We start from the raw sequence: 23817 nt of genomic DNA, 5'->3' as shown, positions 1-23817 counted from the left end.
TTTCAATAGCATTGGTCACAACATCACTTAATGCTGTAATGAAACTTCCTTCTTCGGCATTATCGATAGCATGTTTAATAGCTTCAATTTTTTGATTATCTCTGTAGTAACTGTTTTACTGATCGGCAATACCTTCCATAATGAGTCCGATGATTTCTTCTTCCGTTCTACGCGCAAATGTTTTTCTTGTCGAATGATAATATGATCAAACATACGAGCCGCAATATTGGCACATTCCTAATGTCTTCGTCACGACGGTCACCAACACCAGCAATAATTCCAATTTTTTTGGTGGCTTCAACACTTTGTAAAAAGTCTTCAATACCTTTATACCCAGCAGGATTGTGAGCAAAATCAATTAATACTTTGAATTTTTTAAACTCAAAAATATTCATCTTCCAGGTGTTTGTGCAGCACTTGGAATAAATGTTTGTAATGATAAACTAATGTCATCCGTTTTAAATCCTTGTAAATAACTTGCTAAAGTGGCAGCTAGAACATTGGCAATCATGAATTTGGCTTTTCCACCCATAGTTAACGGAACGTGAGTAGCTCTTTCGACTCTCATTTTCCATTCTCCTTTTTTGATGGTAATAAATCCATTTTCATAAACAGCTACAATCTTTCCTTCTTTAGAAAACTGTTTTACAATTGGATTATTTTCATCCATACTAAAATAGGCAACATTGCAACTTAATTCGTTTGCGATTTTTAAACATTGCTCATCTTCAGCATTCAAAATGGCCCAACCATCTTTCTTAACACTTTTGACAACCGTACTTTTTACTCGAGCCAAATCATCTAAAGTGTGAATATCGCTCAAGCCCAAATGGTCTTCCTGAATATTAGTAATAATAGCAATATCGCATCGGCTAAAGCCAAGTCCGGAACGAAGAATTCCGCCGCGAGCGGTTTCCAAAACAGCAAATTCGACCGTTGGATCTTTCAAAATATATTCAGCAGAAACGGGTCCGGTAGTATCTCCTTTTTCCATCATATGGTTTTGAACATAAATTCCATCCGATGTGGTGAAACCAACTTTATAACCATTATTTTTACAATATGTGCTAAAAGTCTTGTCGTAGTAGTCTTTCCATTGGTTCCAGTAACTGCAATTATTGGAATTCGACTCGGTTTCCCAGGAGGATAAAGCATGTCAATAACTGGTGCAGCAACGTTTCTTGGCAGTCCTTCTGATGGTGCTAAGTGCATTCGGAATCCTGGTGCAGCATTAACTTCAAGAATACAACCTCCATTTTCTTTCAAAGGTTGGGTTAGGTTTTCAGCCATGATATCCACACCACAAATATCTAAACCAATGACACGCGAAATTCTTTCGCAAAGGAAGATGTTTTCAGGGTGCATCATATCGGTAACATCTATAGAAGTTCCGCCAGTACTCAAGTTTGCAGTTGATTTTAGGTATACAGTTTCATCTTTTTTAGGAACGGTTTCTAAAGTGTAATTTAATTTTTCTAATAAATCGGTGGTATCTCTATCAACGTCAATTTGGGTTAACACATTTTCATGTCCGTAACCACGACGTGGATCTTTATTGGTTTCGTCAATTAATTGTTGGATGGTATTTTTTCCGTCACCTTTGACATGTGCTGGTTCTCTTTTGGCAGCAGCTACTAATTTATTATCAATAACTAAAACCCTGAAATCATAGCCCGTAATAAATTTTTCAACGATAACGCGATGGCTATATTTTTTGGCATAAGCTAAACCTTCTACTGCATCTTCTCTATTTTTTACGTTGATAGAAGCTCCTTTTCCGTGATTTCCATCTAAAGTTTTTAAAACAATTGGGTAGCCAATTTTTCTGATAACTTCATCTAAATCTTCTTCGTCAACACAAATTCCTCCATTGGCAACCGGAATTGAAGCGGCATCGAGCATTTTTTTAGTTTGTTCTTTATTACAAGCAATATCCACAGCTATGCTACTTGTTTTGCAGGTAATTGTAGCTTGAAAACGCATTTGATTGATACCATAACCTAATTGTACTAATGAATTTGTTCCTAATCGTATCCAAGGAATATCTCTTGCAACAGCTTCTTCAACAATACTTCCTGTAGAAGGTCCAAGACGAACACGCTCTCTAATTTCACGCATTTTTTGAATATCAGCTTCAAGATCATAATCAGTTCCGGCAATTAAAGCTTCTGCAATAGCAACGGCACTTTCGGCTGCAAACATTCCTACATTTTCTTCAGTGTAACTAAAAACAACGTTGTATATTCCTGGAGTTTTGGTTTCGCGAGTTCTTCCAAAACCAGTTTCCATTCCGGCCAAGGTTTGAATTTCTAAAGCAATATGTTCAATTACATGACCCATCCATGTGCCTCGCTCAATACGGGAAAGAAACCGCCGCGTGTACCTTCGGAGCAACGATGTTCAATCATAGTTGGAAACATAGCTTCTATTCTTTCACGAAAACCTTCAATTTTATTGGTTGGAAATTGTTCCATTTCTTCCAAATCAAGGCGCATTTGGATTAATTTTTTACGTTGAACACTCCAAATATTTGGACCACGAAGTGCTTGTATTTTATCTATTTTCATGATTAAGAATAATTAGTAAAAGTATTTAGTAATGATTTTGTTAAAAATAGGAAATTTTTATTGTTGGGATGTATTTTTTTGAAGAAATGGCAAAAAAAATAAAAGGGTATTATAATTTTTTAAAGTTTCAGAATCTCAAAATGTTATGTTTTAGATAAAAAAATGTTTTGTGAAGTTGAATTAAGATAAAGTAACTGAAAAGATTCTTATATTGCACTACAATCTTTTGATGTTTAACTTATTGATTCTTTAAGCTTTGAAAAAAAATCTACTTTATCTATTTATAATTATTGTATCAACTTCTTTTGCTCAGCAACGAAAAGGGCAACTTTATTTGACCTCAGATTCTAAGCACGATTTGTTTGTTTCTTTTGGTTTAAACGTTCCACTTTATTCAACGTCTTTTTTTCAAGAACTTAAAGAAAGTAATCCTGATTTTAAAGTACTTGTTGAAGAGTATGGGATTGAGTTTCAAAAAGGCATTACGATTTCGGAGAACACATTAAATACTATGGAAGAAAATGCCAAGCAGCTCCATGGAAATTATGACGCCGTTAGAAAGCTTCGGAATATATTTAAAATCAAAATTGAAAATCCTACTAACTCACGTCTTTTGGAAGTTGGTATGGCTCTTGAAAAATGGATGTTGTTGAATACTGTTGTTTGACTTCTCTTCAACCCATAAAACCACCCGTTGATATTGCGCCGACTACAGCAAATTATGAAGCTAATCAAGGTTATATTCAATCAAATCCTGGAGTAAATATGCAATATGCGTGGAATTTAGGTTTGAATGGACAAAATATAAAATTGAGAGATGTTGAATATGGTTTTAATAAAAACCATGAGGAATTAGCTGATGCTAATGCCAGTTTAGCTAGTGGAATGACCATTTCTACAAGCGCTACTGAAGCCTATACGGAGCATGGAACAGGCGTTTTTGGAATTTTGTATGCTGATAAAGGAAGTTATGGTATTTCAGGTTTAGCTTATGGTGCTCAAGAATTAATCTTATTTCCCGAATGGCAGCAATCCGGCTATGATAGAATTAATGCGGTTTCTCAATGTATTAATAATTCTACTAGTGGTAATGTTATTGTTTATGAAATGCAAACCACCGCATTTACTTCTACTGATTATGTAATGGCAGAATACAATCAAGTTATTTGGATTTAACCAAAGCAGCAACTGATTCTGGTATTACTATAGTTGCAGCTGCAGGCAATGGTTCGGTTAATTTAGATTCATCAACCTTTGCAAGTTATATGGCAAGAGGTGATAGCGGTGCCATAATTGTTGGTGCTGGTACTTCAACAGTAAATCATGATAAACTTTCTTTTAGTACTTATGGTTCAAGAGTTGATTTACAAGCTTGGGGAGAAAATGTACAAACAATAGGTAAATTAGGAAATTTTTACACCTTGATAGGGAATGATTTTAATCAAAGTTATGTAACATTTAACGGAACAAGTTCAGCTACACCAATTGTAGCCTCATGTGCAGCAATATTACAATCCTATTATTTTAGTTTAAGAAATGCCTATTTGAGTCCTCAGCAATTAAAAAATATAATGCAAGAAACTGGAATTGCTCAAGGAACAGGTGTGTCTGGAAATATAGGACCTATTCCTAATATGCAAGCAGCCATTCAAAGAGTTTTCAATGAATCTTTGGGCGTTAAGGGAGAAGAAAAATTTCAATTTCATATTTATCCAAATCCAATAGCGAATCAGTTTACTATAATGTCAAGTGATTTGATTTCTACTGATGCTGTTATTGAAATTTATACAAGTTTAGGACAATTGGTTTATACTTCTAATTTACCAATTGATAAGATTATTGATGCATCTCAATTATCAAGTGGATTGTACTTTGTTAAAGTTTCTGAAATGGGGAAAAGTTTTATTCAAAAAATTATTAAAAACTAATTCTAGTTTTGGGTAATAAAATCAACTATTTTAAGGTATAATTCTCCGTCATGCATGCTGTGTCCTAATCCAGTTGTTTCTATATAGATGGTGTTTTCCCAAGTGCTGGCATATTTCCGACCTTCATCTATTAGTACTACTTTATCCTCTTTATCATGTGCGATAAAAGCTTTTTGGGTAAAGTTTTTGGCAAATTTGTGACCCGAAAAATCATCGATATGAATGTTGAATTTTTCGTGGTAATAATTCTCTAATTGCATTTTAATTCTGTTGTTTAAACTCAGAAGTTTAATGAAGTTGTCACTCAAAATTTTAAAATCGGAAGGCGCTCCAAGTAGAACTATTTTTCAATTTCTGTATTTTGATATTTGTTCAGATAATAAGCAATAGCAGCGCCACCAATAGAATGACCAATGATAATTTTAGGTTGGTATTTTTGGATTAAAACATGAAGGTATTCTGCGTATTTTGGTGCGTTGAATTCTTTACCATCACTTAATCCATGAGCTGGTGCGTCAATAGCAATAATGGTTTTACCTAAAGGTTTTAAATAAAGTAATAATTTTTCCAACGAGAAGCATTGCTTTCCCATCCATGAACCAATAGTATTATTTCGTCGTTGCCATGCCAAATGTAGGTTTGAAACTTTTCATTTTGGCATTCAAAGGTTTCATAAGTTACGTTCTGTAATGTTTTTGGCATTTTCTCTTTTTTGATTCTGCCTTTTCTGGGTTGACTAAAAAGTTCGTATGCTTTGTTTTTAGCTACTTCCAAATTGACATAGCTCAATACGTTGAGATATATCCCAACTGATTTAGTGATAATAAAGAATTGAATTTTCTTCATAAAAAAATCCCGAATAAATCGGGATTAGTATATTATAGGTGAGCAAATAATTTTTGCATTTTTTCTCTTTCTTCTTCTGCTAAAGAAGCATCTACTAAGATTCTTCCTGAATGTTCATCGGTGATGATTTTCTTTCTAGCAGCAATTTCTACTTGTGTTTGTGGTGGAATCGTAAAGAATGAACCAGCCGAAGCACCACGTTCAATGGATACAACTGCTAAACCATTACGAACACTTGAACGAATTCTTTTGTAAGCTGCTAATAATCTTTCTTCGATTAGCGCTTCATATTCAGCTGATTTCTCGGTTAAGAAGGCTTCCTCTTTTTGAGTTTCTGCCATGATATCACTCAATTCAGCTTTCTTATGTTTTAAGTGAGTTGATTTTTGATCTAATTTTTCTTTAGAATTTGAAATCACTTCTTTTTATGATCTATAGAAGCTTTTAATTCTTTAATTTGTTTTTCAGCTAATTGAATTTCTAATTCTTGAAATTCTACTTCTTTTGTCAAAGAATTGAATTCTCTATTGTTACGAACTTCTTTTTGTTGAGCCGTATATTTTTTATGGCTGCCTGATGATCGTCAATATTGTTTTTCTTAGTTTTGATTTGCTCTTCTATAGTAACCAAATCACTTTTTAATTTATCTAAACGAGTGCTTAAACCAGTAACTTCATCCTCTAAATCTTCCACTTCCAAAGGCAATTCGCCTCGTACATTTCTGATTTCATCAATTCTTGTATCTATGATTTGAAGGTCATAAATAGCTCTTAATTTGTCTTCAACATTTAGTTCTTTTGTAGTCGCCATATTTTATAAGTACTTAACTGGATTTGTATTTTCTTCCGAAAAAATGATTGCAAAATTAGGGATTTTTTTCTTAAGAAAATCAACAATATAATTTTTTGTAAATCTTTCACTTTCAAAGTGCCCAATATCGGCCAAAACCAATTGATTTTCAGCTTCATAAAAGTTGTGATACTTCAAATCAGAAGTCAGGAAAACATCAGCATTTGCCTGAATTGCAATCTTAATAGCAAAACTTCCTGAACCGCCAAGCACAGCAACTTTTTGAATTGGTTTTCCTCGCAATATACTGTGCCGAATTCCGCCACATTGCATTTTGTCTTTTACAAACGCAAAAAAATGGTCTTCGTTCATTGGTTTTTCTAGTTCGCCAATCATTCCCAAACCAATGTTTTGGTGTGTATTTTGCAAATCATAAATCTCATACGCCACTTCTTCGTATACATGATTTTTAAAAAGTGCTTTTAGTATATTGGATTGTAATTGTTTTTCAAAAGTGACTTCGATTTTAATTTCAGGTGTTTCAACAAATTCGAATCGTTCTCCAAGTTGAGGATTGCTGTCTTCGTTTCCCATATAAGTCCCAATACCTTTTGAATTAAAACTACAATCTTCATAATTGCCAATCTTCCGGCACCGGCATCAAATAAGGCATTGCGCAATTCTTCTACGTTTCGGGAATGGTATAGGTAATTAGTTTTTGAATAAAGTTCTGTTGGGAATTAAAATCTTTGTGTAATCAAACCCAACGCATCTGAAAAAATCTTATTAACACCGTTTTTATGATTGTCTAAAGCTGTATGAACTGCATAAATGGCAATATCATTTTTGATGGCTTTAAGAACTGAACGCTCTACATAATTTTTACCCGTAATTTTTTTTATACCTGAGAAAATGATTGGATGAAAGCAAACAACCAAATTACATTTTTTGGTAATGGCTTCCTCTATAACAGTTTCCAAAGCATCGTGACAAACCAGAATTCCTGTAGCATCGTTTCCTGATTTCCAACAAGCAAACCAACGTTATCAAAATCTTCGGCATAAGCCAAAGGCGCCATTTCTTCTAAAATTGATAGTATTTCTTTTATTTTCATGTTGCCCATTGATTTAAATAGTCTTTAATTACCCAAATACCGTTTACTTTTTCAAGTAGCAAAAAACTACCGCTGTTGTGCTCAATGTTTCTGTAAAAAGCAATTTTAACTAAAGCAAAATTATTGTTATCAAAATATATTGGTTTGTTTATAATCAGTAAACGTTGGTTGTTTAGACCTTCTCGATCAGAAACAGTTTTAAATTCTTCAAAAGATAAACACGCATTAACTTTGCTTTTCAAATATTGATTTTGATTGTCAAATAACAGGTTGTAAGCTACAGACCAATCTTCATCAATGCCAACAATAATTTCTTTTTTGATTTCGGCAGCGTTTTTTTTGAGTAAATCACTTTGGGATATTACTTCCAAAACTTCTTCGTTATTTGGTGCTTTTTGCAATAAAAATTAAGCAATTGTAATCTTCCTTTGGCAATAACTTTTTCGGTTTTATAATATTTGGTAAAAATTATTTTTAGAATAGCAGCATTGTCATTTTCCTGAGAAAATGCTGCTGATGAAATAAGAAAAAAAATCAAAAATATTTTTAGACACTGTTTTTTCATTGCGTATTGTAATCAGAATAATTTTTATTCAAAGATAAAAAATCGTTACTTTCGTAGTATGAATTTGTTGCGAAAATTACTCTTTCCTTTTGCCATATTGTATGGTTTATAACTTTTTAAGAAATTATCTTTATGATAAAGGTATACTAAAATCGTATTCAGTTGATATTCCTGTTATTGCTGTTGGGAATTTAAATTTTGGTGGTACTGGAAAAACACCTCAAATTGAGTATTTAATTCGGCTACTTTCGCCTAATTATAAAGTGGCAACCTTAAGTCGTGGTTATAAAAGAAAGTCAGAAGGATTTATTTTGGCTGATGCCAATGCTAATGCGGAAACTCTGGGTGATGAACCTTTTCAGTATTTTAAAAAATTTCCAACTATTCAGGTTGCTGTTGATGCTGACAGACGCAACGGAATCGAACAATTGTTAAAACAAAAAACAAAGCCAGAAATCATTTTGTTAGATGATGCATTTCAACATCGCAAAGTAAAAGCAGGTTTTTATATACTCTTGACGGCTTATGACGATTTGTTTTGCGATGATTATATATTGCCAACAGGCAATCTTCGCGAAAGCAGAAACGGAGCTAAAAGAGCGAATTTAATCATTGTAACTAAATGCCCGGCAAACAGTACAGAACTTCAACAAGAAAACATCAAAAAGAAATTAGGAATTGATTTACCAATTTTTTTTAGCTGTGTTTCTTATGACGATAAAGTCTATAATGAAGAAACAACTTTAGCAGTTAGTGAAGTTAAATTAATACAAAAAATTTTACTTGCCGGAATTGCAAAACCAAGACCTTTTTTCGAATTTTTACAAGCTGATACTGATGAAATTATGACATTTTCTGACCATCATCATTTTAGTGAGAGCGAAATTTTATCCATTAAAAGTAGAGCCATTGATAAAATCATCGTTACAACTGAAAAAGATTTGTACGTTTGGATGCTAAAATTTTAAGAAAGCAATTATTTTATTTACCAATAAAAAGTCAATTTTTGAGTAATCAAGAGACTTTTGATCAAACTATTTTAAACTATGTGGGAACTTGTACAAGAAACCGTTAATTATATTAAAAATAAAAACCAATTTCACGCCTGAATATGGTGTTATTTTAGGATCTGGATTAGGAAGTTTTACTGACGATATCACTATTGAATTTACATTACCATACAACGAAATTCCAAATTTTCCTGTGTCAACTGTTCAAGGACATAAAGGAGCTTTGGTTTTTGGAACTATTGGCGATAAAAAAGTGATGGCAATGCAAGGGCGCTTTCATTTTTATGAAGGTTACGACATGAAGCAAGTAACTTTCCGGTTCGTGTGATGAAATATCTTGGAGTTACTAAATTAGTTGTTTCCAATGCTTCTGGTGGGGTAAATTCTGATTATGAAGTAGGTTCAGTTGTGATTATTAAAGATCATATTAATTTTTTCCCAGAGCATCCGTTACGAGGGAAAAATGACGAGCGTTTTGGCCCTAGATTTTTGAATATGAATGAAGCTTATAATAAAGCTATGATTCAAAAAGCCAAAGTAATAGCAGTTGAAAATAATATTACAGTTCATGATGGTGTTTACCTTGGTTTGCAAGGTCCAACGTTTGAAACTTTTGCTGAATACAAAATGGTAAAAATTCTTGGTGCTGATTGTGTTGGAATGTCTACAGTTCCTGAAGTAATTGTAGCTCGACACATGGGAATCGAATGTTTTGGATTGTCTGTAGTTACAGATATGGGAGATGTTGAAGCAAGTATGGAAGAAGTGAGCCACGATGAAGTTCTAAAAGCAGCAGCAAAAGCGGAACCTCAAGTTAGAAAGTTAATCAAAGAATTAATTCTACAGTTCTAACTCAAATTCAAGGCAATAATTCTGTAGAAATTTTCGGGTTCAAAAGGTTTGGTGATGACATCGGTCATGCCAAAAGATAATAGCATTTCTCTATTTTCATTTAGAGAAATAGCCGTTAACGCAATGATTGGCTTTTTTATATCAAACTCTCTTATTTTTGTGTTGCAATAGTGCCATTTATGCCTGGTAAATGAACATCCATTAATACTAAATCGAAATTATTTTCTTTGCTCAATAATTCAACAGCATCTTCACCATTGTCAATAATTTGACATATAACCTCCTTTTTCTCCAGCATCTTTTTAGTTACCATTTGGTTGATTTTATTATCTTCTACAACCAAAATATTTTTACCTATTAATATATCATCCGAGTACATTTTTGGTTTTCAGTGATAACTTCTTTGGTTCCTTTAAATAGATTTAATTCGAAATCAAATGTTGTCCCAACACCAACTTGGCTTTCTAAATTGATTTCTCCTCCAAGTAAATCTACTATTTTTTAACAATGGTTAAACCTAAACCTGTTCCGCCATATTTTCTGTTTATTTCAATTGAACCTTGCGAAAAACTCTCAAAAATAGTTTCCTGTTTATCTTCGGGTATCCCAATTCCAGTATCACTTACTGCAAAATTTATTCTTGAAAAATCATCCCCTGTTTCGATTAATTTAGCCATCACTTTAACTTCCCCATTTTTAGTAAATTTGAGTGCGTTATTAATCAAATTGATAAATATTTGAGAGAGTTTGGTTGGGTCGCCAAGAACTATTTCGGGGATATTTTCATCAATTTCTAAAGTGAATTTATTGTTGTTATTTGAAGCAATTTCAGTCATTGAATTTTGAATATCCAGCAGCAATTGTTTGATGTTAAAATTGATATATTCAATTTCAATGTTGCTTGATTCAATTCGGTTAATTTCTAAGATTTCATTAATAAACGTCAATAAGTAATTGCCTGAAAATTTTAACGAATTTAAATAATGCAATTGATTTGGTTTTGGTTGTCTTCAAGCAACAAATGTGTAATTCCATTGATTGCATTTAATGGAGTTCTTAATTCATGACTTACAGTTGAAAGGAATTCTGCTCTAGCTTTAGATGCTTTTTCAGCATTATCTTTTGCTATTTGTAATTCAAAATTTTTCTCTTTTAAGATATTGTTTGATTGGCTTCTGATAATATATTTTTATATAATGACAAACTCAAAAGCGACAAAATGGTAATCAGAGCAATAGCTAAAATACTAATAAGCTTAGCAAATTTATTAGTCTTTTGTTGAGCTTCATATTCTTTTGTCATTTGCTCAATGGCCTTCATTCGTTCACTTTCTTTGAAACTTACATAATCATTAACATTTAATTTTTATTGTACAGATGGGAAAGACTGTCTTTTAATTCTATGTGTGCTTTAAGATAGATGTACGATTTTTTTAAGTCAAGAAGTTTCTCGTAAGACATACTTAAATCTAATAATATCTTAGCTTTTTGATCTAAATTTTTATCTTTTGTACTTAAGGTTAACGCTCTATTAAGATAGTTAACGCTTAAATTGTAATGGTTTAATTTTTCTTCAATCGTTCCTAATTGGTATAAAGCTTCGGCTTTGGTTTTAAATAAATCTTTACTATCGTCTTTTGAAATGATTTCATTAAATAACTTGGAAGCCAATTCTGTCTTTCCGTTATTTTATATAAAATACCTTTTTGTAAATTCATAAAGGGAGAAGCATCGATTTTCAAAACTTTATAAACGGATTCTGCTTTATCAAAACTATCTTCAGCTTTGTCAAATTCTTCCAAACTCATATAACAAAGGCCCATATTGTAGTAACACAAGGCATAATCGGTTGATGGCAAAAGTTGATTGTATAATTCGGCACTATTGGTGAAAGACTCCAGAGCATCATTCATTTTTTTTAACTCAAAATACGTTAAGCCAAGCGAAAATAAGGCATCTGCCTTTCTTTAATTTTATTATTAAGTTTGGCGTAATTAAAAGTTCTGAGAAAAAGCTAATGAAGATTTATAGTTGTTGTCTTTTTATTGAAGTTGGCCAGTTGTATGTAATAAGCAGTACTATCAATTTTTTTATTGACATTCTTTGCCCAAAAAAGACAATAGGAAATAACAGGAAAATAATTTCCCTACATTTAGCCTCCCTAATTTTTATTGGCCAAGCTAAATGAAATGGATTTTGATTTTCCTGTTATTTCCTATTGTCTTTTTGGGCAAAGAATGTCAATAAAAAAAATTGATAGTACTGCTTATTACATACAAACTGGCCAACTTCAATAAAAAGACAAACAACTATAAATCTTCATTAGCTTTTTCTCAGAAAGCTTTTAATTACGCCAAACTTAATAATAAAATTAAAGGAAAGGCAGATGCCTTATTTCGCTTGGCTTAACGTATTTTGAGTTAAAAAAAATGAATGATGCTCTGGAGTCTTTCACCAATAGTGCCGAATTATACAATCAACTTTGCCATCAACCGATTATGCCTTGTGTTACTACAATATGGGCCTTTGTTATATGAGTTTGGAAGAATTTGACAAAGCTGAAGATAGTTTGATAAAGCAGAATCCGTTTATAAAGTTTTGAAAATCGATGCTTCTCCCTTTATGAATTTACAAAAAGGTATTTTATATAAAAATAACGGAAAGACAGAATGTGGCTTCCAAGTTATTTAATGAAATCATTTCAAAGACGATAGTAAAGATTTATTTAAAACCAAAGCCGAAGCTTTATACCAATTAGGAACGATTGAAGAAAAATTAAACCATTACAATTTAAGCGTTAACTATCTTAATAGAGCGTTAACCTTAAGTACAAAAGATAAAAATTTAGATCAAAAAGCTAAGATATTATTAGATTTAAGTATGTCTTACGAGAAACTTCTTGACTTAAAAAAATCGTACATATCTATCTTAAAGCACACATAGAATTAAAAGACAGTCTTTCCCATCTGTACAATAAAAAATTAAATGTTAATGATTATGTAAGTTTCAAAGAAAGTGAACGAATGAAGGCCATTGAGCAAATGACAAAAGAATATGAAGCTCAACAAAAGACTAATAAATTTGCTAAGCTTATTAGTATTTTAGCTATTGCTCTGATTACCATTTTGTCGCTTTTGAGTTTGTCATTATATAAAAATAATATTATCAGAAGCCAATCAAACAATATCTTAAAAGAGAAAAATTTTGAATTACAAATAGCAAAAGATAATGCTGAAAAAGCATCTAAAGCTAGAGCAGAATTCCTTTCAACTGTAAGTCATGAATTAAGAACTCCATTAAATGCAATCAATGGAATTACACATTTGTTGCTTGAAGACAACCCAAAACCAAATCAATTGCATTATTTAAATTCGTTAAAATTTTCAGGCAATTACTTATTGACGTTTATTAATGAAATCTTAGAAATTAACCGAATTGAATCAAGCAACATTGAAATTGAATATATCAATTTTAACATCAAACAATTGCTGCTGGATATTCAAAATTCAATGACTGAAATTGCTTCAAATAACAACAATAAATTCACTTTAGAAATTGATGAAAATATCCCCGAAATAGTTCTTGGCGACCCAACCAAACTCTCTCTCAAATATTATCAATTTGATTAATAACGCACTCAAATTTACTAAAAATGGGGAAGTTAAAGTGATGGCTAAATTAATCGAAACAGGGGATGATTTTTCAAGAATAAATTTTGCAGTAAGTGATACTGGAATTGGGATACCCGAAGATAAACAGGAAACTATTTTTGAGAGTTTTTCGCAAGGTTCAATTGAAATAAACAGAAAATATGGCGGAACAGGTTTAGGTTTAACCATTGTTAAAAAATAGTAGATTTACTTGGAGGAGAAATCAATTTAGAAAGCCAAGTTGGTGTTGGGACAACATTTGATTTCGAATTAAATCTATTTAAAGGAACCAAAGAAGTTATCACTGAAAAACCAAAAATGTACTCGGATGATATATTAATAGGTAAAAATATTTGGTTGTAGAAGATAATAAAATCAACCAAATGGTAACTAAAAAGATGCTGGAGAAAAAGGAGGTTATATGTCAAATTATTGACAATGGTGAAGATGCTGTTGAATTATTGAGCAAAGAAAATAATTTCGATTTAGTATTAATGGATGTTCATTTACCAGGCATAAATGGCACTATTGCAACACAAAAAATAAGAGAGTTTGATATAAAAAAGCCAATCATTGCGTTAACGGCTATTTCTCTAAATGAAAATAGAGAAATGCTATTATCTTTTGGCATGACCGATGTCATCACCAAAACTTTTGAACCCGAAAATTTCTACAGAATTATTGCCTTGAATTTGAGTTAGAACTGTAGAATTAATTCTTTGATTAACTTTCTAACTTGAGGTTCCGCTTTTGCTGCTGCTTTTAGAACTTCATCGTGGCTCACTTCTTCCATACTTGCTTCAACATCTCCCATATCTGTAACTACAGACAATCCAAAACATTCGATTCCCATGTGTCGAGCTACAATTACTTCAGGAACTGTAGACATTCCAACACAATCAGCACCAAGAATTTTTACCATTTTGTATTCAGCAAAAGTTTCAAACGTTGGACCTTGCAAACCAAGGTAAACACCATCATGAACTGTAATATTATTTTCAACTGCTATTACTTTGGCTTTTTGAATCATAGCTTTATTATAAGCTTCATTCATATTCAAAAATCTAGGGCCAAAACGCTCGTCATTTTTCCCTCGTAACGGATGCTCTGGGAAAAAATTAATATGATCTTTAATAATCACAACTGAACCTACTTCATAATCAGAATTTACCCCACCAGAAGCATTGGAAACAACTAATTTAGTAACTCCAAGATATTTCATCACACGAACCGGAAAAGTTACTTGCTTCATGTCGTAACCTTCATAAAAATGAAAGCGCCCTTGCATTGCCATCACTTTTTTATCGCCAATAGTTCAAAAAACCAAAGCTCCTTTATGTCCTTGAACAGTTGACACAGGAAAATTTGAATTTCGTTGTATGGTAATGTAAATTCAATAGTGATATCGTCAGTAAAACTTCCTAATCCAGATCCTAAAATAACACCATATTCAGGCGTGAAATTGGTTTTATTTTTAATATAATTAACGGTTTCTTGTACAAGTTCCCACATAGTTTAAAATAGTTTGATCAAAAGTCTCTTGATTACTCAAAAATTGACTTTTTATTGGTAAATAAAAAATTGCTTTCTTAAAATTTTAGCATCCAAACGTACAAAATCTTTTTCAGTTGTAACGATGATTTTATCAATGGCTCTACTTTTAATGGATAAAATTTCGCTCTCACTAAAATGATGATGGTCAGAAAATGTCATAATTTCATCAGTATCAGCTTGTAAAAATTCGAAAAAAGGTCTTGGTTTTGCAATTCCGGCAAGTAAAATTTTTTGTATTAATTTAACTTCACTAACTGCTAAAGTTGTTTCTTCATTATAGACTTTATCGTCATAAGAAACACAGCTAAAAAAAATTGGTAAATCAATTCCTAATTTCTTTTTGATGTTTTCTTGTTGAAGTTCTGTACTGTTTGCCGGGCATTTAGTTACAATGATTAAATTCGCTCTTTTAGCTCCGTTTCTGCTTTCGCGAAGATTGCCTGTTGGCAATATATAATCATCGCAAAACAAATCGTCATAAGCCGTCAAGAGTATATAAAAACCTGCTTTTACTTTGCGATGTTGAAATGCATCATCTAACAAAATGATTTCTGGCTTTGTTTTTTGTTTTAACAATTGTTCGATTCCGTTGCGTCTGTCAGCATCAACAGCAACCTGAATAGTTGGAAATTTTTTAAAATACTGAAAAGGTTCATCACCCAGAGTTTCCGCATTAGCATTGGCATCAGCCAAAATAAATCCTTCTGACTTTCTTTTATAACCACGACTTAAGGTTGCCACTTTATAATTAGGCGAAAGTAGCCGAATTAAATACTCAATTTGAGGTGTTTTTCCAGTACCACCAAAATTTAAATTCCCAACAGCAATAACAGGAATATCAACTGAATACGATTTTAGTATACCTTTATCATAAAGATAATTTCTTAAAAAAGTTATAAAACCATACAATATGGCAAAAGGAAAGAGTAATTTTCGCAACAAATTCATACTACGAAAGTAACGATTTTTTATCTTTGAATAAAAATTATTCTGATTACAATACGCAATGAAAAAAACAGTGTCTAAAAATATTTTGATTTTTTTTCTTATTTCATCAGCAGCATTTTCTCAGGAAAATGACAATGCTGCTATTCTAAAAATAATTTTTACCAAATATTATAAAACCGAAAAAGTTATTGCCAAAGGAAGATTACAATTGCTTAATTTTTATTGCAAAAAAGCACCAAATAACGAAGAAGTTTTGGAAGTAATATCCCAAAGTGATTTACTCAAAAAAAACGCTGCCGAAATCAAAAAAGAAATTATTGTTGGCATTGATGAAGATTGGTCTGTAGCTTACAACCTGTTATTTGACAATCAAAATCAATATTTGAAAAGCAAAGTTAATGCGTGTTTATCTTTTGAAGAATTTAAAACTGTTTCTGATCGAGAAGGTCTAAACAACCAACGTTTACTGATTATAAACAAACCAATATATTTTGATAACAATAATTTTGCTTAGTTAAAATTGCTTTTTACAGAAACATTGAGCACAACAGCGGTAGTTTTTTGCTACTTGAAAAAGTAAACGGTATTTGGGTAATTAAAGACTATTTAAATCAATGGGCAACATGAAAATAAAAGAAATACTATCAATTTTAGAAGAAATGGCGCCTTTGGCTTATGCCGAAGATTTTGATAACGTTGGTTTGCTTGTTGGAAATCAGGAAAACGATGCTACAGGAATTCTGGTTTGTCACGATGCTTTGGAAACTGTTATAGAGGAAGCCATTACCAAAAAATGTAATTTGGTTGTTTGCTTTCATCCAATCATTTTCTCAGGTATAAAAAAATTACGGGTAAAAATTATGTAGAGCGTTCAGTTCTTAAAGCCATCAAAAATGATATTGCCATTTATGCAGTTCATACAGCTTTAGACAATCATAAAAACGGTGTTAATAAGATTTTTTCAGATGCGTTGGGTTTGATTAACACAAAGATTTTAATTCCCAAACAGAACTTTATTCAAAAACTAATTACCTATACCATTCCCGAAAACGTAGAAGAATTGCGCAATGCCTTATTTGATGCCGGTGCCGGAAAGATTGGCAATTATGAAGATTGTAGTTTTAATTCAAAAGGTATTGGGACTTATATGGGAAACGAAGACAGCAATCCTCAACTTGGAGAACGATTCGAATTTGTTGAAACACCTGAAATTAAAATCGAAGTCACTTTTGAAAAACAATTACAATCCAATATACTAAAAGCACTTTTAAAAATCATGTATACGAAGAAGTGGCGTATGAGATTTATGATTTGCAAAATACACACCAAAACATTGGTTTGGGAATGATTGGCGAACTAGAAAAACCAATGAACGAAGACCATTTTTTTGCGTTTGTAAAAGACAAAATGCAATGTGGCGGAATTCGGCACAGTATATTGCGAGGAAAACCAATTCAAAAAGTTGCTGTGCTTGGCGGTTCAGGAAGTTTTGCTATTAAGATTGCAATTCAGGCAAATGCTGATGTTTTCCTGACTTCTGATTTGAAGTATCACAACTTTTATGAAGCTGAAAATCAATTGGTTTTGGCCGATATTGGGCACTTTGAAAGTGAAAGATTTACAAAAAATTATATTGTTGATTTTCTTAAGAAAAAAATCCCTAATTTTGCAATCATTTTTTCGGAAGAAAATACAAATCCAGTTAAGTACTTATAAAATATGGCGACTACAAAAGAACTAAATGTTGAAGACAAATTAAGAGCTATTTATGACCTTCAAATCATAGATACAAGAATTGATGAAATCAGAAATGTACGAGGCGAATTGCCTTTGGAAGTGGAAGATTTAGAGGATGAAGTTACTGGTTTAAGCACTCGTTTAGATAAATTAAAAAGTGATTTGGTTACTATAGAAGAGCAAATCAAAACTAAGAAAAACAATATTGACGATCATCAGGCAGCCATAAAAAAATATACGGCTCAACAAAAAGAAGTTCGTAACAATAGAGAATTCAATTCTTTGACAAAAGAAGTAGAATTTCAAGAATTAGAAATTCAATTAGCTGAAAAACAAATTAAAGAATTAAAAGCTTCTATAGATCATAAAAGGAAGTGATTTCAAATTCTAAAGAAAAATTAGATCAAAAATCAACTCACTTAAAACATAAGAAAGCTGAATTGAGTGATATCATGGCAGAAACTCAAAAAGAGGAAGCCTTCTTAACCGAGAAATCAGCTGAATATGAAGCGCTAATCGAAGAAAGATTATTAGCAGCTTACAAAAGAATTCGTTCAAGTGTTCGTAATGGTTTAGCAGTTGTATCCATTGAACGTGGTGCTTCGGCTGGTTCATTCTTTACGATTCCACCACAAACACAAGTAGAAATTGCTGCTAGAAAGAAAATCATCACCGATGAACATTCAGGAAGAATCTTAGTAGATGCTTCTTTAGCAGAAGAAGAAAGAGAAAAAATGCAAAAATTATTTGCTCACCTATAATATACTAATCCCGATTTATTCGGGATTTTTTTATGAAGAAAATTCAATTCTTTATTATCACTAAATCAGTTGGGATATATCTCAACGTATTGAGCTATGTCAATTTGGAAGTAGCTAAAAACAAAGCATACGAACTTTTTAGTCAACCCAGAAAAGGCAGAATCAAAAAAGAGAAAATGCCAAAAACATTACAGAACGTAACTTATGAAACCTTTGAATGCCAAAATGAAAAGTTTCAAACCTACATTTGGCATGGCAACGACGAAATAATACTATTGGTTCATGGATGGGAAAGCAATGCTTCTCGTTGGAAAAAATTATTACTTTATTTAAAACCTTTAGGTAAAACCATTATTGCTATTGACGCACCAGCTCATGGATTAAGTGATGGTAAAGAATTCAACGCACCAAAATACGCAGAATACCTTCATGTTTTAATCCAAAAATACCAACCTAAAATTATCATTGGTCATTCTATTGGTGGCGCTGCTATTGCTTATTATCTGAACAAATATCAAAATACAGAAATTGAAAAAATAGTTCTACTTGGAGCGCCTTCCGATTTTAAAATTTTGAGTGACAACTTCATTAAACTTCTGAGTTTAAACAACAGAATTAAAATGCAATTAGAGAATTATTACCACGAAAAATTCAACATTCATATCGATGATTTTTCGGGTCACAAATTTGCCAAAAACTTTACCCAAAAAGCTTTTATCGCACATGATAAAGAGGATAAAGTAGTACTAATAGATGAAGGTCGGAAATATGCCAGCACTTGGGAAAACACCATCTATATAGAAACAACTGGATTAGGACACAGCATGCATGACGGAGAATTATACCTTAAAATAGTTGATTTTATTACCCAAAACTAGAATTAGTTTTTAATAATTTTTTGAATAAAACTTTTCCCCATTTCAGAAACTTTAACAAAGTACAATCCACTTGATAATTGAGATGCATCAATAATCTTATCAATTGGTAAATTAGAAGTATAAACCAATTGTCCTAAACTTGTATAAATTTCAATAACAGCATCAGTAGAAATCAAATCACTTGACATTATAGTAAACTGATTCGCTATTGGATTTGGATAAATATGAAATTGAAATTTTTCTTCTCCCTTAACGCCCAAAGATTCATTGAAAACTCTTTGAATGGCTGCTTGCATATTAGGAATAGGTCCTATATTTCCAGACACACCTGTTCCTTGAGCAATTCCAGTTTCTTGCATTATATTTTTTATTGCTGAGGACTCAAATAGGCATTTCTTAAACTAAAATAATAGGATTGTAATATTGCTGCACATGAGGCTACAATTGGTGTAGCTGAACTTGTTCCGTTAAATGTTACATAACTTTGATTAAAATCATTCCCTATCAAGGTGTAAAAATTTCCTAATTTACCTATTGTTTGTACATTTTCTCCCCAAGCTTGTAAATCAACTCTTGAACCATAAGTACTAAAAGAAAGTTTATCATGATTTACTGTTGAAGTACCAGCACCAACAATTATGGCACCGCTATCACCTCTTGCCATATAACTTGCAAAGGTTGATGAATCTAAATTAACCGAACCATTGCCTGCAGCTGCAACTATAGTAATACCAGAATCAGTTGCTGCTTTGGTTAAATCCCAAATAACTTGATTGTATTCTGCCATTACATAATCAGTAGAAGTAAATGCGGTGGTTTGCATTTCATAAACAATAACATTACCACTAGTAGAATTATTAATACATTGAGAAACCGCATTAATTCTATCATAGCCGGATTGCTGCCATTCGGGAAATAAGATTAATTCTTGAGCACCATAAGCTAAACCTGAAATACCATAACTTCCTTTATCAGCATACAAAATTCCAAAAACGCCTGTTCCATGCTCCGTATAGGCTTCAGTAGCGCTTGTAGAAATGGTCATTCCACTAGCTAAACTGGCATTAGCATCAGCTAATTCCTCATGGTTTTTATTAAAACCATATTCAACATCTCTCAATTTTATATTTTGTCCATTCAAACCTAAATTCCACGCATATTGCATATTTACTCCAGGATTTGATTGAATATAACCTTGATTAGCTTCATAATTTGCTGTAGTCGGCGCAATATCAACGGGTGGTTTTATGGGTTGAAGAGAAGTCAAACAACAGTATTCAACAACATCCAATTTTTCAAGAGCCATACCAACTTCCAAAAGACGTGAGTTAGTAGGATTTTCAATTTTGATTTTAAATATATTCCGAAGCTTTCTAACGGCGTCATAATTTCCATGGAGCTGCTTGGCATTTTCTTCCATAGTATTTAATGTGTTCTCCGAAATCGTAATGCCTTTTTGAAACTCAATCCCATACTCTTCAACAAGTACTTTAAAATCAGGATTACTTTCTTTAAGTTCTTGAAAAAAAGACGTTGAATAAAGTGGAACGTTTAAACCAAAAGAAACAAACAAATCGTGCTTAGAATCTGAGGTCAAATAAAGTTGCCCTTTTCGTTGCTGAGCAAAAGAAGTTGATACAATAATTATAAATAGATAAAGTAGATTTTTTTTCAAAGCTTAAAGAATCAATAAGTTAAACATCAAAAGATTGTAGTGCAATATAAGAATCTTTTCAGTTACTTTATCTTAATTCAACTTCACAAAACATTTTTTTATCTAAAACATAACATTTTGAGATTCTGAAACTTTAAAAAATTATAATACCCTTTTTATTTTTTTGCCATTTCTTCAAAAAAAATACATCCCAACAATAAAAATTTCCTATTTTTAACAAAATCATTACTAAATACTTTTACTAATTATTCTTAATCATGAAAATAGATAAAATACAAGCACTTCGTGGTCCAAATATTTGGAGTGTTCAACGTAAAAAATTAATCCAAATGCGCCTTGATTTGGAAGAAATGGAACAATTTCCAACCAATAAAATTGAAGGTTTTCGTGAAAGAATAGAAGCTATGTTTCCAACTATGATTGAACATCGTTGCTCCGAAGGTACACGCGGCGGTTTCTTTTCCCGTATTGAGCGAGGCACATGGATGGGTCATGTAATTTGAACATATTGCTTTAGAAATTCAAACCTTGGCCGGAATGGAAACTGGTTTTGGAAGAACTCGCGAAACCAAAACTCCAGGAATATACAACGTTGTTTTTAGTTACACTGAAGAAAATGTAGGAATGTTTGCAGCCGAAAGTGCCGTTGCTATTGCAGAAGCTTTAATTGCCGGAACTGATTATGATCTTGAAGCTGATATTCAAAAAATGCGTGAAATTAGAGAGCGTGTTCGTCTTGGACCTTCTACAGGAAGTATTGTTGAAGAAGCTGTTGCAAGAGATATTCCTTGGATACGATTAGGAACAAATTCATTAGTACAATTAGGTTATGGTATCAATCAAATGCGTTTTCAAGCTACAATTACCTGCAAAACAAGTAGCATAGCTGTGGATATTGCTTGTAATAAAGAACAAACTAAAAAAATGCTCGATGCCGCTTCAATTCCGGTTGCCAATGGAGGAATTTGTGTTGACGAAGAGATTTAGATGAAGTTATCAGAAAAATTGGCTACCCAATTGTTTTAAAACCTTTAGATGGAAATCACGGAAAAGGAGCTTCTATCAACGTAAAAAATAGAGAAGATGCAGTAGAAGGTTTAGCTTATGCCAAAAAATATAGCCATCGCGTTATCGTTGAAAAATTTATTACGGGCTATGATTTCAGGGTTTTAGTTATTGATAATAAATTAGTAGCTGCTGCCAAAAGAGAACCAGCACATGTCAAAGGTGACGGAAAAAATACCATCCAACAATTAATTGACGAAACCAATAAAGATCCACGTCGTGGTTACGGACATGAAAATGTGTTAACCCAAATTGACGTTGATAGAGATACCACCGATTTATTAGAAAAATTAAATTACACTTTAGAAACCGTCCTAAAAAAGATGAAACTGTATACCTAAAATCAACTGCAAACTTGAGTACTGGCGGAACTTCTATAGATGTTACCGATATGATGCACCCTGAAAACATCTTCCTTTGCGAAAGAATTTCGCGTGTCATTGGTTTAGATATTTGTGGTGTGGATATCATGGCTGAAAACCTAACCCAACCTTTGAAAGAAAATGGAGGTTGTATTCTTGAAGTTAATGCTGCACCAGGATTCCGAATGCACTTAGCACCATCAGAAGGACTGCCAAGAAACGTTGCTGCACCAGTTATTGACATGCTTTATCCTCCTGGGAAACCGAGTCGAATTCCAATAATTGCAGTTACTGGAACCAATGGAAAGACTACTACGACAAGACTTTTAGCACATATTGTAAAAAATAATGGTTATAAAGTTGGTTTCACCACATCGGATGGAATTTATGTTCAAAACCATATGATGGAAAAAGGAGATACTACCGGACCCGTTTCTGCTGAATATATTTTGAAAGATCCAACGGTCGAATTTGCTGTTTTGGAAACCGCTCGCGGCGGAATTCTTCGTTCCGGACTTGGCTTTAGCCGATGCGATATTGCTATTATTACTAATATTCAGGAAGACCATTTGGGCTTGAGCGATATTCACACTTTAGATGATTTGGCTCGAGTAAAAAGTACGGTTGTCAAAAGTGTTAAGAAAGATGGTTGGCCCATTTGAATGCTGAAGATGAGCAATGTTTAAAAATCGCAAACGAATTAAGTTGCAATGTTGCCTATTTTAGTATGGATGAGAAAATATCCAATTGTAAAACAGTTTTCTAAAGAAGGAAAGATTGTAGCTGTTTATGAAAATGGATTTATTACCATCAAAAAAGGAGAATGGAAAATGAGAGTCGAAAGAGCTACTCACGTTCCGTTAACTATGGGTGGAAAAGCCAAATTCATGATTGCCAATGTTCTAGCTGCCACTTTAGCAAGTTATTTACAAGGATTTAAAACGGATGACATTAGTTTATCATTACAAACATTTATTCCAAGTGCTGCACAAACACCTGGAAGAATGAATATTTTTGAGTTTAAAAAATTCAAAGTATTAATTGATTTGCTCACAATCCTGCTGGGTATAAAGGTATTGAAGACTTTTTACAAAGTGTTGAAGCCACCAAAAAAATTGGAATTATTGCTGGTGTTGGTGACCGTCGTGACGAAGACATTAAGGAATGTGCCAATATTGCGGCTCGTATGTTTGATCATATTATCATTCGACAAGAAAAAACATTGCGCGGTAGAACGGAAGAAGAAATCATCGGACTCATTATGGAAGGTATTGCCGAATCAGGTAAAACAGTTACTACAGAGATAATCAAAAAAGAAGTTGAAGCTATTAAACATGCTATCGATAATGCCGAAGAAGGAAGTTTCATTACAGCATTAAGTGATGTTGTGACCAATGCTATTGAAATTGTCAAGAATATTTGGATAAAGAAAGTGAAGCTTAAATAATAAATACTAAAAATCCCAAACCACAACAGTTTGGGATTTTATCTTTTTAATAGATGAGAAAACTACTTTA

At 32.5% G+C, this 23817-nt stretch carries 25 protein-coding genes and 10 pseudogenes; 15 read left to right on the top strand and 20 right to left on the bottom strand.

All coding sequences use genetic code 11. The annotated features are described in order from the left end of the window. Window positions 1-167 precede the first annotated feature (167 nt). The 4 genes and pseudogenes from QWY90_RS15570 to QWY90_RS15825 all read right to left on the bottom strand — a co-directional run. Window positions 168-395 carry a glutamate ligase domain-containing protein gene (locus QWY90_RS15570; RefSeq protein ID WP_290287034.1) on the bottom strand — a complete coding sequence of 76 codons (228 nt, stop codon included), beginning with the start codon at window positions 393-395 and terminating at the stop codon, window positions 168-170. Next, window positions 392-997, bottom strand: coding sequence for a Mur ligase family protein (locus QWY90_RS15565; RefSeq protein WP_290287032.1), 606 nt, complete (start codon window positions 995-997; stop codon window positions 392-394). The genes QWY90_RS15570 and QWY90_RS15565 overlap by 4 nt, the downstream gene beginning before the upstream one ends. Beyond that, the gene (locus tag QWY90_RS15830; protein ID WP_336622174.1) at window positions 994-1902 is read right to left on the bottom strand and encodes an ATP-grasp domain-containing protein; all 909 of its coding nucleotides are present in this window, start codon (window positions 1900-1902) and stop codon (window positions 994-996) included. The genes QWY90_RS15565 and QWY90_RS15830 overlap by 4 nt, the downstream gene beginning before the upstream one ends. Window positions 1903-2217: 315 nt before the next feature. Then, window positions 2218-2474, bottom strand: a pseudogene (locus QWY90_RS15825) (cyanophycin synthetase family protein); the annotation flags it as partial. Window positions 2475-2823: 349 nt separating this feature from the next. On the opposite strand from QWY90_RS15825, the gene QWY90_RS15550 reads away from it, so the two are divergent. The 3 genes from QWY90_RS15550 to QWY90_RS15540 are packed head-to-tail and all read left to right on the top strand — an operon-like array spanning window position 2824 to window position 4495. After that, window positions 2824-3234: a hypothetical protein gene (locus tag QWY90_RS15550; protein ID WP_290287031.1), complete on the top strand. Its 411-nt coding sequence runs from the start codon at window positions 2824-2826 to the stop codon at window positions 3232-3234. Beyond that, entirely contained in the window at window positions 3207-3743 is a 537-nt protein-coding gene (locus QWY90_RS15545) for a S8/S53 family peptidase (protein WP_290287030.1), read from the top strand. The genes QWY90_RS15550 and QWY90_RS15545 overlap by 28 nt, the downstream gene beginning before the upstream one ends. Then, on the top strand, window positions 3734-4495 hold the full coding sequence (locus QWY90_RS15540; protein WP_290287028.1) for a S8/S53 family peptidase: 762 nt from the start codon (window positions 3734-3736) through the stop codon (window positions 4493-4495). Before QWY90_RS15545 ends, QWY90_RS15540 begins: the two co-directional genes overlap by 10 nt. Before the next feature lie 2 nt (window positions 4496-4497). Here the strand turns inward: QWY90_RS15540 and QWY90_RS15535 are convergent, their stop codons facing one another. From QWY90_RS15535 to QWY90_RS15510, 6 genes and pseudogenes are all read right to left on the bottom strand, one after another. Then, window positions 4498-4803 (bottom strand): hypothetical protein, encoded by a 306-nt coding sequence (locus QWY90_RS15535; protein WP_290287026.1) that lies wholly within the window; start codon window positions 4801-4803, stop codon window positions 4498-4500. A 32-nt stretch (window positions 4804-4835) separates the two neighbouring features. Next, window positions 4836-5066: an alpha/beta fold hydrolase gene (locus QWY90_RS15530; protein WP_290287024.1), complete on the bottom strand. Its 231-nt coding sequence runs from the start codon at window positions 5064-5066 to the stop codon at window positions 4836-4838. Next, entirely contained in the window at window positions 5042-5341 is a 300-nt protein-coding gene (locus QWY90_RS15525; RefSeq protein ID WP_290287023.1) for a hypothetical protein, read from the bottom strand. The genes QWY90_RS15530 and QWY90_RS15525 overlap by 25 nt, the downstream gene beginning before the upstream one ends. Window positions 5342-5373: 32 nt before the next feature. Continuing rightward, window positions 5374-6151: pseudogene (locus QWY90_RS15520) on the bottom strand (zinc ribbon domain-containing protein). 3 nt (window positions 6152-6154) lie between these two features. Further along, window positions 6155-7244 (bottom strand): annotated as a pseudogene (locus QWY90_RS15515) (Nif3-like dinuclear metal center hexameric protein). After that, window positions 7241-7645 carry a hypothetical protein gene (locus QWY90_RS15510; protein ID WP_290287022.1) on the bottom strand — a complete coding sequence of 135 codons (405 nt, stop codon included), beginning with the start codon at window positions 7643-7645 and terminating at the stop codon, window positions 7241-7243. The pseudogene QWY90_RS15515 and the gene QWY90_RS15510 overlap by 4 nt, the downstream one beginning before the upstream one ends. 222 nt (window positions 7646-7867) lie before the next feature. Here QWY90_RS15510 and lpxK (QWY90_RS15505) point away from each other — a divergent pair. Both lpxK (QWY90_RS15505) and QWY90_RS15500 read left to right on the top strand, forming a co-directional pair. Continuing rightward, a pseudogene (gene lpxK / locus QWY90_RS15505) lies at window positions 7868-8884 on the top strand (tetraacyldisaccharide 4'-kinase). Then, a pseudogene (locus QWY90_RS15500) lies at window positions 8856-9671 on the top strand (purine-nucleoside phosphorylase). Before lpxK (QWY90_RS15505) ends, QWY90_RS15500 begins: the two co-directional pseudogenes overlap by 29 nt. A 151-nt stretch (window positions 9672-9822) precedes the next feature. Here the strand turns inward: QWY90_RS15500 and QWY90_RS15495 are convergent. The 6 genes from QWY90_RS15495 to QWY90_RS15475 form a co-directional block, all read right to left on the bottom strand. After that, complete coding sequence (locus tag QWY90_RS15495; RefSeq protein WP_290287021.1) at window positions 9823-10050, bottom strand: response regulator; 228 nt, start codon at window positions 10048-10050, stop codon at window positions 9823-9825. A 115-nt stretch (window positions 10051-10165) separates the two neighbouring features. Beyond that, a complete protein-coding gene (locus QWY90_RS15490) occupies window positions 10166-10660 on the bottom strand; it encodes a sensor histidine kinase (protein ID WP_290287020.1) in 495 nt (164 codons plus the stop codon). Continuing rightward, the gene (locus QWY90_RS15485; RefSeq protein ID WP_290287036.1) at window positions 10648-10800 is read right to left on the bottom strand and encodes a histidine kinase dimerization/phospho-acceptor domain-containing protein; all 153 of its coding nucleotides are present in this window, start codon (window positions 10798-10800) and stop codon (window positions 10648-10650) included. The genes QWY90_RS15490 and QWY90_RS15485 overlap by 13 nt, the downstream gene beginning before the upstream one ends. A 23-nt stretch (window positions 10801-10823) precedes the next feature. Beyond that, window positions 10824-10991: a hypothetical protein gene (locus tag QWY90_RS15480; RefSeq protein WP_290287019.1), complete on the bottom strand. Its 168-nt coding sequence runs from the start codon at window positions 10989-10991 to the stop codon at window positions 10824-10826. A gap of 38 nt (window positions 10992-11029) precedes the next feature. Next, a complete protein-coding gene (locus QWY90_RS15820) occupies window positions 11030-11341 on the bottom strand; it encodes a hypothetical protein (protein WP_336622172.1) in 312 nt (103 codons plus the stop codon). Then, complete coding sequence (locus tag QWY90_RS15475; RefSeq protein ID WP_336622171.1) at window positions 11254-11583, bottom strand: tetratricopeptide repeat protein; 330 nt, start codon at window positions 11581-11583, stop codon at window positions 11254-11256. The genes QWY90_RS15820 and QWY90_RS15475 overlap by 88 nt, the downstream gene beginning before the upstream one ends. A gap of 605 nt (window positions 11584-12188) precedes the next feature. On the opposite strand from QWY90_RS15475, the gene QWY90_RS16270 reads away from it, so the two are divergent. The 5 genes from QWY90_RS16270 (at window position 12189) to QWY90_RS15455 (ending at window position 14021) form a co-directional block, all read left to right on the top strand. Beyond that, window positions 12189-12272, top strand: coding sequence for a hypothetical protein (locus QWY90_RS16270; protein ID WP_369281109.1), 84 nt, complete (start codon window positions 12189-12191; stop codon window positions 12270-12272). Window positions 12273-12433: 161 nt separating this feature from the next. Next, window positions 12434-12613, top strand: a complete 180-nt coding sequence (locus QWY90_RS15815) for a hypothetical protein (protein WP_336622173.1) — start codon at window positions 12434-12436, stop codon at window positions 12611-12613. 80 nt (window positions 12614-12693) lie between these two features. Then, window positions 12694-13299 (top strand): histidine kinase dimerization/phospho-acceptor domain-containing protein, encoded by a 606-nt coding sequence (locus QWY90_RS15465; RefSeq protein WP_290287018.1) that lies wholly within the window; start codon window positions 12694-12696, stop codon window positions 13297-13299. Further along, the gene (locus QWY90_RS15460) at window positions 13292-13522 is read left to right on the top strand and encodes an ATP-binding protein (RefSeq protein ID WP_290287017.1); all 231 of its coding nucleotides are present in this window, start codon (window positions 13292-13294) and stop codon (window positions 13520-13522) included. The genes QWY90_RS15465 and QWY90_RS15460 overlap by 8 nt, the downstream gene beginning before the upstream one ends. A gap of 181 nt (window positions 13523-13703) precedes the next feature. Further along, the gene (locus tag QWY90_RS15455) at window positions 13704-14021 is read left to right on the top strand and encodes a response regulator (protein WP_290287016.1); all 318 of its coding nucleotides are present in this window, start codon (window positions 13704-13706) and stop codon (window positions 14019-14021) included. Here QWY90_RS15455 and QWY90_RS15450 read toward each other — a convergent pair. Both QWY90_RS15450 and lpxK (QWY90_RS15445) read right to left on the bottom strand, forming a co-directional pair. Further along, window positions 14018-14832, bottom strand: a pseudogene (locus QWY90_RS15450) (purine-nucleoside phosphorylase). The gene QWY90_RS15455 and the pseudogene QWY90_RS15450 overlap by 4 nt on opposite strands. Continuing rightward, window positions 14804-15822 (bottom strand): annotated as a pseudogene (gene lpxK / locus QWY90_RS15445) (tetraacyldisaccharide 4'-kinase). Before lpxK (QWY90_RS15445) ends, QWY90_RS15450 begins: the two co-directional pseudogenes overlap by 29 nt. An 85-nt stretch (window positions 15823-15907) precedes the next feature. On the opposite strand from lpxK (QWY90_RS15445), the gene QWY90_RS15440 reads away from it, so the two are divergent. The 4 genes and pseudogenes from QWY90_RS15440 to QWY90_RS15425 all read left to right on the top strand — a co-directional run bounded on the left by QWY90_RS15440 (window position 15908) and on the right by QWY90_RS15425 (window position 19198). After that, on the top strand, window positions 15908-16336 hold the full coding sequence (locus tag QWY90_RS15440) for a hypothetical protein (RefSeq protein ID WP_290287015.1): 429 nt from the start codon (window positions 15908-15910) through the stop codon (window positions 16334-16336). Window positions 16337-16445: 109 nt separating this feature from the next. Then, window positions 16446-17538: pseudogene (locus QWY90_RS15435) on the top strand (Nif3-like dinuclear metal center hexameric protein). Window positions 17539-17541: 3 nt separating this feature from the next. Continuing rightward, window positions 17542-18320, top strand: a pseudogene (locus tag QWY90_RS15430) (zinc ribbon domain-containing protein). A gap of 32 nt (window positions 18321-18352) precedes the next feature. Continuing rightward, complete coding sequence (locus QWY90_RS15425) at window positions 18353-19198, top strand: alpha/beta hydrolase (protein WP_290285870.1); 846 nt, start codon at window positions 18353-18355, stop codon at window positions 19196-19198. Window positions 19199-19200: 2 nt separating this feature from the next. Here QWY90_RS15425 and QWY90_RS15420 read toward each other — a convergent pair whose 3' ends face one another. Together QWY90_RS15420 and QWY90_RS15415 are read right to left on the bottom strand one after the other, a co-directional pair. Beyond that, window positions 19201-19557, bottom strand: coding sequence for a T9SS type A sorting domain-containing protein (locus tag QWY90_RS15420; RefSeq protein WP_290287014.1), 357 nt, complete (start codon window positions 19555-19557; stop codon window positions 19201-19203). A gap of 8 nt (window positions 19558-19565) precedes the next feature. Continuing rightward, complete coding sequence (locus QWY90_RS15415; protein ID WP_290287013.1) at window positions 19566-20873, bottom strand: S8 family serine peptidase; 1308 nt, start codon at window positions 20871-20873, stop codon at window positions 19566-19568. A gap of 257 nt (window positions 20874-21130) precedes the next feature. Here QWY90_RS15415 and cphA point away from each other — a divergent pair. Then, window positions 21131-23743, top strand: a pseudogene (gene cphA, locus QWY90_RS15410) (cyanophycin synthetase). The last annotated feature ends 74 nt before the right edge of the window (window positions 23744-23817 follow it).

Source organism: Flavobacterium paronense, from assembly GCF_030409795.1.
In the GTDB taxonomy this organism is placed as follows: domain Bacteria; phylum Bacteroidota; class Bacteroidia; order Flavobacteriales; family Flavobacteriaceae; genus Flavobacterium; species Flavobacterium paronense.
Note: the sequence above shows the minus strand (reverse complement) of the source record. Positions and strands in the feature narration are given on the sequence as shown.

Excerpts from the sequence above, each read along its gene's own strand:
- QWY90_RS15570 (WP_290287034.1), bottom strand. The coding sequence starts at position 395 with ATGAATATTTTTGAGTTTAAAAAATTCAAAGTATTAATTGATTTTGCT.
- QWY90_RS15545 (WP_290287030.1), top strand. The coding sequence starts at position 3,207 with ATGGATGTTGTTGAATACTGTTGTTTGACTTCTCTTCAACCCATAAAA.
- QWY90_RS15525 (WP_290287023.1), bottom strand. The coding sequence starts at position 5,341 with ATGAAGAAAATTCAATTCTTTATTATCACTAAATCAGTTGGGATATAT.
- QWY90_RS15495 (WP_290287021.1), bottom strand. The coding sequence starts at position 10,050 with ATGTACTCGGATGATATATTAATAGGTAAAAATATTTTGGTTGTAGAA.
- QWY90_RS15465 (WP_290287018.1), top strand. The coding sequence starts at position 12,694 with ATGAAGGCCATTGAGCAAATGACAAAAGAATATGAAGCTCAACAAAAG.
- QWY90_RS15425 (WP_290285870.1), top strand. The coding sequence starts at position 18,353 with ATGAAGAAAATTCAATTCTTTATTATCACTAAATCAGTTGGGATATAT.
- QWY90_RS15455 (WP_290287016.1), top strand. The coding sequence starts at position 13,704 with ATGGTAACTAAAAAGATGCTGGAGAAAAAGGAGGTTATATGTCAAATT.
- QWY90_RS16270 (WP_369281109.1), top strand. The coding sequence starts at position 12,189 with ATGGGCCTTTGTTATATGAGTTTGGAAGAATTTGACAAAGCTGAAGAT.
- QWY90_RS15830 (WP_336622174.1), bottom strand. The coding sequence starts at position 1,902 with ATGCTCGATGCCGCTTCAATTCCGGTTGCCAATGGAGGAATTTGTGTT.
- QWY90_RS15475 (WP_336622171.1), bottom strand. The coding sequence starts at position 11,583 with ATGAATGATGCTCTGGAGTCTTTCACCAATAGTGCCGAATTATACAAT.
- QWY90_RS15480 (WP_290287019.1), bottom strand. The coding sequence starts at position 10,991 with ATGAAGGCCATTGAGCAAATGACAAAAGAATATGAAGCTCAACAAAAG.
- QWY90_RS15420 (WP_290287014.1), bottom strand. The coding sequence starts at position 19,557 with ATGCAAGAAACTGGAATTGCTCAAGGAACAGGTGTGTCTGGAAATATA.
- QWY90_RS15565 (WP_290287032.1), bottom strand. The coding sequence starts at position 997 with ATGATGGAAAAAGGAGATACTACCGGACCCGTTTCTGCTGAATATATT.